We start from the raw sequence: 11,071 nt of genomic DNA, 5'->3' as shown, positions 1-11,071 counted from the left end.
CAGCATTCAAAGTATTTTGATAATGATTGTATTTTAATACACTATCCAAATACCATCCGCTATGGTCAAAATAAGTTGCATAAGCTCCTATGCCATAGGTATTTATGTTACTCACACCACCTCGTGCATGTGTAACACGTGCTTTATCATAACTGCCAAAACCACCAATAGAAAACTCTCCATGTGCCAATTCATTTAAACCACCAATCCCTAATATAATCCCCGTCTGTTCAAGCTTAAAATCTATATGATCTGCGGAAACATTTTCTTTACTCTTGATTGCATATGTCCAAAGAGCAGAAGTTTTTTTATTTCTCTCTAGAATTCCTCTCCCCGCACGCACAGTTTGCAACTCATTCTTAAAAACAAGTGCTGGTGTAACGGACAGTGACAACACCGCATCCGTAGAGGGAGTGGTTAAAAAATCAGAAACTAACAGCTCTTCACTTAACTGTGAAGAAAGTTTATTTTTATTACTTGGACGTAACAGTATCTGATCTGTAAAAGATTGAGCATTTGCAGAAACAACAGACTGCTCCCGCTCTTCAGAAAAATGATGCTGATCTGCGGAACGTACCACCTCAGGAGCTTGATCTCTTAGTGCTGGAATAGTTGAAAGAAAAGAAACCGTTTGATTATGGCTTAAATGTCTGGGAGTTCTCCTCCCCCGTGGTATATTGTCAATGTAAACTGCAGCCAAATACCAAATTTTTTCATCTTCATCATCCCCCTCTCTCTGTTTCAAACCATATATATAGGTTCCACCATCAAGAGCTTTAACATTTGCACCAGAAAAGTTTTGCAGAGTAAAATTCGCTCTTCCGCTTTTATCAACAATGATATCAAGACTTTTTGAAGAAGGATCGGTAATTTCAAGACCTGAGTCTTTAACACTTATTGTATGATATCCTGAACCATTGTTAATAAAGAGGTAATCTCCTTTTCCTTCTGCAAGGCTGACATTAAAATTAAAATGCAAGCTCCCTGAAAGATTATCAATATAAAATTGAGAATAGTATAAATGAGAATCGGCAGAAGCAAAAATAACCTTCCCTGCACCACTCAAATTTTGAATGTAAGAGCTCCTTCCGTCAGAAATGTTGGCAATAGAATATAATTTAGACTCTTCCCCACTTAAGGTGATCTCTTCTACTGTAGTTCGAAATTTATCATCTCCGGCATAAAGATTGAGCTGTCCCAAATTATTAACGGTTATTTTTTCTCCTAATATCGCACCAGAAAAGATCCACGAATTAGCTCCACCATTAATTGTCAAATTTTTCACGTATCCACCAGCATGAACTATTTGAACAGCACCATCATATAACGTGACAATGTCTGCTTCACCTCCTGCTAAAACACGCTGTATGCCACCCTCAAAAATTTCAGTATTCATTGCTAAACCGCCACTCTTTAGTGCAAAATCATCATCATCTGCGAACCATTTAGCAAGATTTTGTACTCCTCCTCTCATAATTTTTGTGTCTGAAACTACCCCATCATCATACACACTCTGTTGTCCCAGTGCATCACCTTGACCATAAATTTTGGTGCTATAAGCAGTACTACTTACAACTCCGTCATTCACATCACCCTCTCCGAAAACAAGTTGGTTTCCACCATAGATTTCCGTATCTATTGCTGTTCCTCCCCCCTCTACACTTTGTCGCCCCCCTTCATAAACAATAGTAGATTTTGAGATGCCTTGTTCTGCGACAACCTCAGAACCACCATTCCCAACGGTCGTATTCTCACTAAAACCACCTGCTTCAACATAGAGTGTTCCAGATCCCTCAACCGTATTATTAATGGAAAATTTAGTCCCTTCTGTCTCTCCATCATCCCAAATATAAACTGTACGATCATCATTAAGCAGAAAGTTCTGCAAAACGAATTTATCCTCACTAACGCTGAAATCACTTGTATGAGAACTGACTATAGCATTTTTTGAAACTGTCTTATCTTTTTCATTTTCAAAAGTTTCAGCGATAGGCAATATTGTATGAGGCGGAATAATTAAGAACGTAGAAGGCTTTTCTGAGATCGCCAAATACCAAATTTTCCCCCCGTTGTAATCTTTCTGCTTTAGGTCATACATATAAGCTCCACCATCAACAGCATCAGCTTTTTCCCCGAAATTGTTTTTTAAAGTAAAATAAGCGCCTCCACTTTTATCAGTAATTAAATCCAATGAAGAAAAAGAAGCATTGATAATTTCAGTACCAGCGTCCATAACACTTACTGTATGGTTGCCGGTGCCCTTTTCAATAAAAAGGTAATCACCATGCCCCCCTGCAAAATTGGCTCTAAAAATGAAATCTATATTACCCGAAAGATCATCAATATGAAGAAGAGAATAGTATGGGTTCAACTCTGTGGAACCCGTAGAAATAGAAGTATAAATAACGCTCCCCTCACCACTTAATTTTCCAATCAAAGAACTTGATCCATCAACTTCCGTAGCAATAGAGTGTAATTGAGATTCTTTGCCCTTTAAAATAATTTCTTCTACTTTCGTTTGCTGTCCCTTATCTCCAGCGTAAAGGTGAAGTTTCCCAGTGCCATTAACCTTTACTTCCCCTTCCAATATCGCACCAGAATAAATCAACGAATTGGCTCCGCTATTAATCATCAGAGTGTTCACATACCCACCAGCATGGACTCTTTGAAGAGCTCCATCTTCCAAAGTAACGGTATTTGCCTTACTTCCTGTGAAAACATTTTGCACCCCAGCTGCATAAACCTTTGTATCTACTGCTACCCCCCCCTTATCTCCAAGCCACGTACTGAGATTTTGTTCTCCTCCACTCATAACATTTGCGAAGAAAGCAACTCCATCATCATACACATTCTGTTGTCCCACTGTTTCGCCTTTACCATGAATTTCAGTGTTATAAGCAGAACTCCCCTCTCCTAAAACAATTTGTTCACCACCACAGATTATAGTATCTTGTGTTTGTCCTCCATACTCAACACTTTGTAATCCATATTCCTCAATAAGAGTATCAGTTAAAAATTTTCCTTTCACGACAGTCTCAACTTGACCATCCTTAATTATAAAATTTTCACTGACGAGATTTTTGCCTGTTTCTTCTAGATTCTTGCTTACACATACTGCCATCAATGGCCTCTCTCTTGAAACAGTTTCTCCCTCAGCACTTGCAATTTTTAAAACAAAACTACTGGTCATCAATGCCCAAAAACCCAATATCAATTTGTGTTGCATTCTCCGCACTCCATGATCTTAATAAAAAAATTGCATATTTCGAAAAAGTGCACAGAAAAGACAGCATGCCGCAGTTGCTGTCTCATGTTTTTCAAGATAGCAAATCGCCATACACGAAGCATTCAATGCACTAAGCTCTAACCAACCAAATACTACAGTGTGTGTTTTTAAACTTATGTACAATCAAGCAGTGAAAATACTTATAGTGCACTTAAAAAGTGTTTTAATTGCATCCATAAAAAGATTTTTTGAATATTCTTGTGAAACTAAACAATAATCTGGAAAATCAGATTGCTTCCTAAGCAGGCAAAATGGCGTCTGTTATAAAAGAAACAGCACAATAAAATTTATAAAATTACGTTGTTTGTGGAAATATCTTATCATCTTTTATGGCATTTAAAATGGTGCTTTTATTGCATTGAATACGGTTAAATACAGTACAATCATCCATGCTTATCATACCATAGTCATTGTTCTCGTACATGAGAAGCGTAATAATATCGACTCGGTACTGATTCGATTTTATAATTAAATGAAGTTATCGTAATTTGATTTGTCATAATACTGAAAGGGACATTCTATTCATGTCTATAAACTCAGAAATACAAAGCAAAAGAAATTCTCCTCGACGAATTTTGTTTGCAAGCCTTATTGGCCCAACAATTGAATTCTTTGATTTTTATGTCTTTGCAACAGCTGCAGCTCTCATCTTTCCTCATGTATTTTTTCCAACGCAAAATGATCAACTTGCTATTTTACAATCCTTCCTAATCTTTGGAGCAGCCTTTTTTGCACGCCCCCTTGGATCTATTGTCTTTGGACATTTTGGAGATAAAATAGGACGAAAAGCAACGCTTATTGCTGCTCTTCTCACGATGGGACTGTCGACAGTTATTATTGGTTTCCTTCCTACTTATGAAACAGCTGGATGGTGGGCGCCCTTCTTTTTAACCTTGTGCCGTATCGGGCAAGGCATGGGATTAGGAGGTGAATGGGGAGGAGCCGTTCTACTCGCAACAGAAAATGCACCACCAGAAAAACGTGGCTGGTATGCAATGTTTCCTCAATTGGGCGTTCCAATCGGTTTATTCTCATCTATTATTGTTTATTTGGGTTTATTGCACTTCCTTGATCATGATGAACTTTTAGCATGGGGATGGCGGATTCCTTTTATTGGTTCAGTTGTTCTTATGATCATAGGATTATGGGTTCGTCTTTCAATTAATGAAACAGTTGCATTCAAAAAAACGCTTGAGCGTAAAGAACGTGTCAAAGTCCCTATATTAGAGGTCTTTTTAAAATGTCCACGAATCTTATTTCTGGGGACATTTTCTGGCATGGCAACGTTTGTTTTATTTTATTTGGTCACCGCATATTTGTTAAGTTATTCAACAAACTATTTACAATTGTCATTTTATCAGGCTCTTGAAGTAGAAATCGTCGGAGCTATTTTTTGTGGCATTTTTACTGTTATAACCGGAAAACTCGCTGATCGTATCAGACGTAGAACTTTAATGATTTGGATCACAATAATTACTGGACTCTATTCTTTTGCAATTCCTTATTTTTTAAATTCTGGAATTACAGGAGTTCTTGCAATGTCTGTCATTGGTTTGTCGATTATGGGAATGATCTACAGTCCTCTTGGTGCTGTTTTGGCTTCACCATATCCAACAGCAATTCGATACACTGGCTCTTCTATAACTTTTAACTTATCCGGTATCGTAGGAGCATCTCTTGCACCTTATATAGCAGAACATCTAGTACAGCATTTCGGTGCTTCCTATATTGGTTATTATTTACTTCTTGCTTCCTTTATTTCACTGATTTGCTTCGTTGGATTTACTGATGACGAGATATCTAACTAAAATATAGTAAAGAAGAATAAAATGAGAGCTAGCGGCAAAAATGCCGCTAGTTTCATTTTTAAAGACATTGGTTGCGGTATACTCCACCACAATATTCCAGCAAACAATGCACTCAGAAAAAAGAACAAGATATCCGCAACATTACCAATATAAGCAATAGGAAAAATTCGTGACAGGATATGCGTTGTCCCTACCAACGAAACGCAAAAAAAGGCTAATATCACAGCCCATAACACAAGTAAAATTCTGTCAATGATGCTCATCCATCATACCGTTTATTTTTTTTGATTGCAGCCCACATCTTGAATGCTCCTAAAAGAAAAATCACAATAAAAACCCAACGTCCTCCTCCCGATCCTTCCGCAATAAAGAACGCAGGATTTATGATTCCTATCAATCCTATAAAAATCAAAATAACAAACGTTACACGCATTAAGCCTGTTTTTCCCAACAGCGATCTTCAGTCTGTTGCCAATAAGTTAAATTATGCTTTTCCATTTTATATTTTTTCCACTGTGTGCGAACAAGATTTAATTGCTGATCGTTTTGTCCATCAAATATCACTACAAGCCGTTGATAAGTATCAATATTTGAGCAAACCGCCCCCTCTAAGAGAAAGCGTATTTTTGAATCATTTGGATTTTCCTGTCCTGTGGTCAGAAATACAGGCTGAAAGCTTGGATAGGGATCACACTCAGTCCCATGTCCAATAAAGGCTTCATCAGCATAAACCCATAGACGCATATCTATAGCATCGCGTTGCTCTTCACTCACACATTGTATGGTTATCTTGCAAAAACGCGCCAATGCACGCTCTACAAGCGTTGGCAAAATATCTCCTAGCGTTGACTGCGTCAAATGATAAAACAGAATATCCATTGATCCCTCATCACTCTTAAAAGCGATAGCATTTTATAAATAAAGTCAACGATTTTTGAAGAAGCTTCTATCATCTCCGGTATAAAAAGAAATAGTTAAAAATATAACGTTTCCTCTTGTTTTGATTGTGCGTATTATTTTTTTAATTGTATTATAGAAAGAACAAAGACCTATCATCATTTCCTAAGTTTATAAAAAATATTTGAGTTCGTTTTCTCGCTTCTCTATGGACTATCGTTGAAAATAGAATATAATGTATAGCAGAATGGATTGAAGTTAGCTAACGACCTCATGTTCTTTATTTTGTAAAAATGCGCGATATATAAGAATATTTTTTAATTTGGTTATATTTTTCATCCAAGGACAGTGTACAATATCTACTCTTTCGTTAAAGACTGAGGATGTTATTCAATTTATGCGTATTATTGAGTTATATATCCTGAAGCGTGTTTTTATCCTATTTAGTGCTGTCATGATTGCAGCAGTCAGTATCAGTTGGACAGTACAGATTCTTGCACGGATAAACTTTCTTACCACAAGTAAACAAACACTCCTCACATTCTTGCAGTTTTCACTCTCATTGGTCCCTTCGGTTATTTTTCTTGTCATTCCTTTTGCATTAGTTATTGCAATTACAAGTACCCTTTCAGCAATGAATCAAGACTCAGAGCTCGCGATCATCAATGCCTCCGGTTTCCCCAAAAATACTGTCTGGAAACCCATTCTCCTTCTCGCAATTGTTGCATCATGTGCTTCCTTTTCTATAGCCAATTTTGTTGTTCCTCAAGCTCGACTTAATATGCGACAAATGCTCGCAAATGCCCATTTTGATCTTATTAATCTTTTCATTAGTGAAGGCAGTTTCCAAAAACTTGCCAATAACCTTTACATAGAAATTGGTGAACGAAATCCAAACGGAACGCTTGAGCATCTTTTCATTGCCGACCAACGTGATCCTAAAACCGATCTTTTTTATTATGCCACAAATGCATCAATTGTAAGCAATAAAAACGGCCATTTTTTAGTTCTCAATAATGGTGAAATAGAAAGGATCAATCATCAAAATAATAGCGTTTCAATCGTTCAATTCAGCTCGTATACCTTTAACTTGAGTGAATTCATCCCCAACGATAAAGCCCCCACACTTTACCCCAAAGATCGTCCTCTTTCTTATTTACTAAATCCTGACCAGAAAGATCCTTACTATCAACGAAAACCTCTCCACTATAAAGCTGAGTTTCATCGCAGACTCACAGAATGGCTCTATCCAATTGTTTTCTCACTCATTGCATTAGCAGCAGCAGGAGATACACGCTCATATCGACAAGCACGTAACTCTGCAAACTTCTCTGCGATTAGCATTTCTTTATTAGTGTATTGGATAGGATATTTTTTTGCCGAAAAAGCAAAAAGTGATCTTGCATATGTTCCTTTGCTTTATATTACACCCATAGGAGTGAGTGCGCTTATCTTTTTCATGCTTTTAACAAATCATAAAATAGGTATCCCCACACAACTTAACGAGGTTATTCAAAATGCTTTTCAAAAATTGATAAACAAATTTAAACATCGAAAATCTCGATATCCCTCGGATAAAACATCATGATTGGCTGGACGCTTGGGCGATATTTTTTTATACGCTATTTCAAAACAACCTTTTATTTTTTTGTGAGTATTTTTATACTTGCTTTTTTAATTGATTTTACAGAAAACTCTGGTCGACTATCTCACCTACCCCATTATACAGCAAAAGATGCATTTCTTATCTCTGCTTTACGCATCCCTTTTATTGTGCAACAACTCATCCCCTTTATTGCACTCTTTTCTGCAATGGTGATGCTAATCTCCCTTAATAGAAAACTTGAGCTTGTAGTAACTCGTTCAATTGGCGTTTCTGCATGGCAATTTCTCATGCCTGCTTGCTTGGGAGCTTTTCTGTTTGGATTATTTTCAATTCTGCTTATTAATCCACTTGCAGCATGGGGATTTTCTCAAGCAGAAAAAATGATGACTGAGTGGCGTAGTAATAATGTACTCACATCTCTTCATAACACACCTATCCCATGGTTTACACAACACACAAACTCAGGAAAAACAACCATTGGTGCTAAATCTATCACTGATCAAGGGCTTTCTCTTATTGAAGCAACCTTTGTACAATACAACGATAATGCAACAATCAAAAATTGGATTAACACTAAAAAGGCAACATTGATAAACGGTGCTTGGCTGTTAACAATGGGAACGATCTATAAAATAGGGCATCCTCCTGAAAAATTTACTACGTTACAAATAAAAACCAACCTAAAACCCGAATTTTTAACTGAACGTTTAGTAAATCCCGCGACTATCCCATTTTACCAATTGCCAAAAAAAATTATGATTGCACGCTCATTTGGCTATTCTGCCAATAATTTTGATATGTATTTACAATCTTTGATTGCATTGCCTGCACTGCTTGTGGCAATGACTCTCATTGCAGCAACTGTATCTTTAAACTTCACCCGCTTTGGACAATCTGGAACGTTGATTCTTGGTGGCGTAATAGCCGGATTCATGCTTTATGTTATTTCTGTACTCGTTCAGGCTTTTGGTAATGCTGGATATATTCCCCCAATTATTGCAGCTTGGACACCAGTTGTTATTGCATTGTTTTTGGGAATCTCTTTTCTTCTTCATAAAGAGGATGGCTAAGTGAAAGTATTAATAAGTAAGAGAGTAATTTTAACAAAATTAAGTGCACTTGCCTTTAAAAGCGTTCTTGCCTTTGTTTTGACTCTATCCTTATGCTATTTTGCATACACTAAAAACCTTACTTCTCTTGCTCAAAATCGTATCTCAAATCCTGAACGTCCTCTTTCACTCTCCGCCGAAGAACTTATTTACAATCGTGATGACAATACTGTCTCTGCACAAGGTAATGTTCGAATCGAATATGATGGCAATAAAGTTGTTGCCCAAAAAGTCACCTATAATCAAAAAACAGGACGGATTATAGCGCAAGGAAATGTTGAAATTGTTCAAAAAGATGGGAATAAAATTTATTCTAATCAAATTGATATGACTAAAGATTTCGGCGAAGGATTCGTAAATGCATTACGTATTGATACAGCCAACAATGTCCATTTTGCAGCAGAAAGTGCTACACGAAACAACAATCAAATAACAACTTTCAATAATGCCTCCTACACAGCCTGTGAACCTTGCTCTTACAAACCAGATAGAGAAGTGCTGTGGAAGATTAAAGCAAGAAAGATTATATGGAATAATCGTACCAAAAAAATTCGATTTGAAAAAAGTCGTTTTGAAGTTTTTGGTGTACCGATTCTACAGTTTCCAACTTTTGAACTCCATGATCCAACCGTGAAACGTGCTAGCGGTCTGCTTGCACCTCATTTTTTTTATAGCGATTATCTCGGCATGGGTATAAAAAATTCTTACTTCTGGAATCTTGCCCGCCATTATGATTTTACACTTTCTGCTACTATCTATACGCAACAAGGGCTTTTAACCGAAGGTGAATGGCGTCAACGTTTTAAAACAGGCAATTATAACATTCGCTTTGCTCATATATACCAAATGAAACCACATAGCTTTGACAATGATACAATTGATGCACATCGTAAAAACCGTTATATGCTAGCAACAAAGGGTGATTTTCGTATTAATTCACACTGGACCTATGGATGGGACATTCTCGCACAGTCTGATCGGCACTTTAGTCGTGCCTATAAACTTGAAAACTATAACAATCCTACACAACTTTCTCAGCTTTATTTGAATGGTCTTGCAGGAAAAAACCACTTTGATATGCGTTTTTACCATTTCAACGTTCAAGATTTGCTCTTAAATGATGCCGATCATGAGCGCCACTCTCGGCAAGCATGGGTTCTCCCCCGCATTGATTATTCTTTCACAACAAATGAATCAATTTATACTGGAATGCTTACCTTTCACAGTAATATGCAATCGATTTATCGCCGGTATTCTGACTTCAGATCTACCGACTGGAACGGAAATCCTCTCAACACTTCTAGGCTTTCTGGTATGGCGGGAAATAGTTTTCGTTTAACAAATGAACTCGAATGGAAAAAACGCTTCAAAACGCGTAATGGGCTCATCCTAACCCCTCTTCTCTCTTTACGGGCTGATATCATTACAGCAAATGCGCACGAAAACGATACTTCTCCTATAATAGATAGCTCCTCATTAACTCTTCGTAACTCAGCATTTCGTGGCATGGCAACAGCTGGGTTAGAATTACGCTACCCCCTCCTCATGAAGTTAGGAAATTCTACACATATTATAGAACCAACCGCACAAATTTTTGTACGCAATAATGAACAATATATAGGACAACTCCCCAATGAAGATGCACAGAGTTTCATCTTTGATGCAACCACCCTCTTTCAACGTAATAAATTCTCTGGTTATGACCGTGTAGAAGGTGGAACAAGAGCCAATATAGGCTTAAGATATTCTGGAAGTTTTAATAATAATTGGTCTCTTTATGGTCTTTTTGGACAATCCTTTCATCTTACAGGGAAAAATTCTTTTGCAGAAAGGGATTTTGTTAATGTAGGCATTCATTCTAGCCTCGAAGCAACACGTTCAGACTATGTAGCAATGCTTGGTGCAAACCATAAAAGTGGTTTTTCTTTAGAAGCCCGTGGGCGTTTTGATAAAAAAACAGGGAAAATTCACCGTAGTGAAATTGAAGCATCACAAAAATGGCAAAATTTTGGAGCGGCTATACAATATGTTTATATTGCAAACCAACCAGACTATGAATATCCACAAGAGCGCCAAGAGATTTTTTTTCAAACTGGTCTTAAGCTGGCTAACTATTGGTCTATCAACAGCAATGCCGGTTATGACTTAGTATCTGGTAGATTCGTAAAGCGCGGAATCAGTTTAAATTATACAGATGAATGTTTCGGGCTAACATTCGGTTATCAGCAGGTAAATGATCCAGGAAAAAAAACACCTTTGCAAAACTTTAGTTTCTCTCTTTCATTGCGCACAATTGCAGATATTGGAAAATAAGATAAACTAAAATTTATAAAGAGAATGTAGAGGAAATTGAACTTATCATTGT

At 37.1% G+C, this 11,071-nt stretch carries 8 protein-coding genes; 4 read left to right on the top strand and 4 right to left on the bottom strand.

The features are described from left to right. The coding region (gene bafA, locus ME1_RS06690) for a BafA family autotransporter (protein WP_004864845.1) at positions 1-3,226 on the bottom strand (3,226 nt) is incomplete at its 3' end. A gap of 584 nt (positions 3,227-3,810) precedes the next feature. Here bafA and ME1_RS06685 point away from each other — a divergent pair. Next, positions 3,811-5,094, top strand: coding sequence for an MFS transporter (locus ME1_RS06685; protein ID WP_004864844.1), 1,284 nt, complete (start codon positions 3,811-3,813; stop codon positions 5,092-5,094). On the opposite strand, the gene ME1_RS08295 is transcribed toward ME1_RS06685, so the two are convergent. Genes ME1_RS08295 through ME1_RS06675 form a run of 3 tightly spaced genes read right to left on the bottom strand, consistent with a single transcriptional unit; the run spans position 5,091 to position 5,973 of the window. Next, positions 5,091-5,357 carry a hypothetical protein gene (locus ME1_RS08295; RefSeq protein ID WP_004864841.1) on the bottom strand — a complete coding sequence of 89 codons (267 nt, stop codon included), beginning with the start codon at positions 5,355-5,357 and terminating at the stop codon, positions 5,091-5,093. The genes ME1_RS06685 and ME1_RS08295 overlap by 4 nt on opposite strands. After that, a complete protein-coding gene (locus ME1_RS08140) occupies positions 5,354-5,527 on the bottom strand; it encodes a hypothetical protein (protein ID WP_004864840.1) in 174 nt (57 codons plus the stop codon). The genes ME1_RS08295 and ME1_RS08140 overlap by 4 nt, the downstream gene beginning before the upstream one ends. Next, positions 5,527-5,973 (bottom strand): DNA polymerase III subunit chi, encoded by a 447-nt coding sequence (locus tag ME1_RS06675; protein WP_004864838.1) that lies wholly within the window; start codon positions 5,971-5,973, stop codon positions 5,527-5,529. Before ME1_RS06675 ends, ME1_RS08140 begins: the two co-directional genes overlap by 1 nt. 415 nt (positions 5,974-6,388) lie before the next feature. Between ME1_RS06675 and lptF the strand changes: the two genes are divergently transcribed. The 3 genes from lptF to ME1_RS06660 are packed head-to-tail and all read left to right on the top strand — an operon-like array spanning position 6,389 to position 11,019. After that, entirely contained in the window at positions 6,389-7,579 is a 1,191-nt protein-coding gene (lptF, locus tag ME1_RS06670; RefSeq protein ID WP_004864836.1) for an LPS export ABC transporter permease LptF, read from the top strand. Next, complete coding sequence (lptG, locus tag ME1_RS06665) at positions 7,576-8,667, top strand: LPS export ABC transporter permease LptG (protein WP_004864834.1); 1,092 nt, start codon at positions 7,576-7,578, stop codon at positions 8,665-8,667. Before lptF ends, lptG begins: the two co-directional genes overlap by 4 nt. Then, complete coding sequence (locus tag ME1_RS06660; RefSeq protein WP_004864832.1) at positions 8,668-11,019, top strand: LPS-assembly protein LptD; 2,352 nt, start codon at positions 8,668-8,670, stop codon at positions 11,017-11,019. It begins immediately after the preceding gene. Positions 11,020-11,071: the final 52 nt, after the last annotated feature.

It is taken from the genome of Bartonella vinsonii subsp. arupensis OK-94-513 (assembly GCF_000278235.1).
Lineage (GTDB): Bacteria > Pseudomonadota > Alphaproteobacteria > Rhizobiales > Rhizobiaceae > Bartonella > Bartonella arupensis.
Note: the sequence above shows the minus strand (reverse complement) of the source record. Positions and strands in the feature narration are given on the sequence as shown.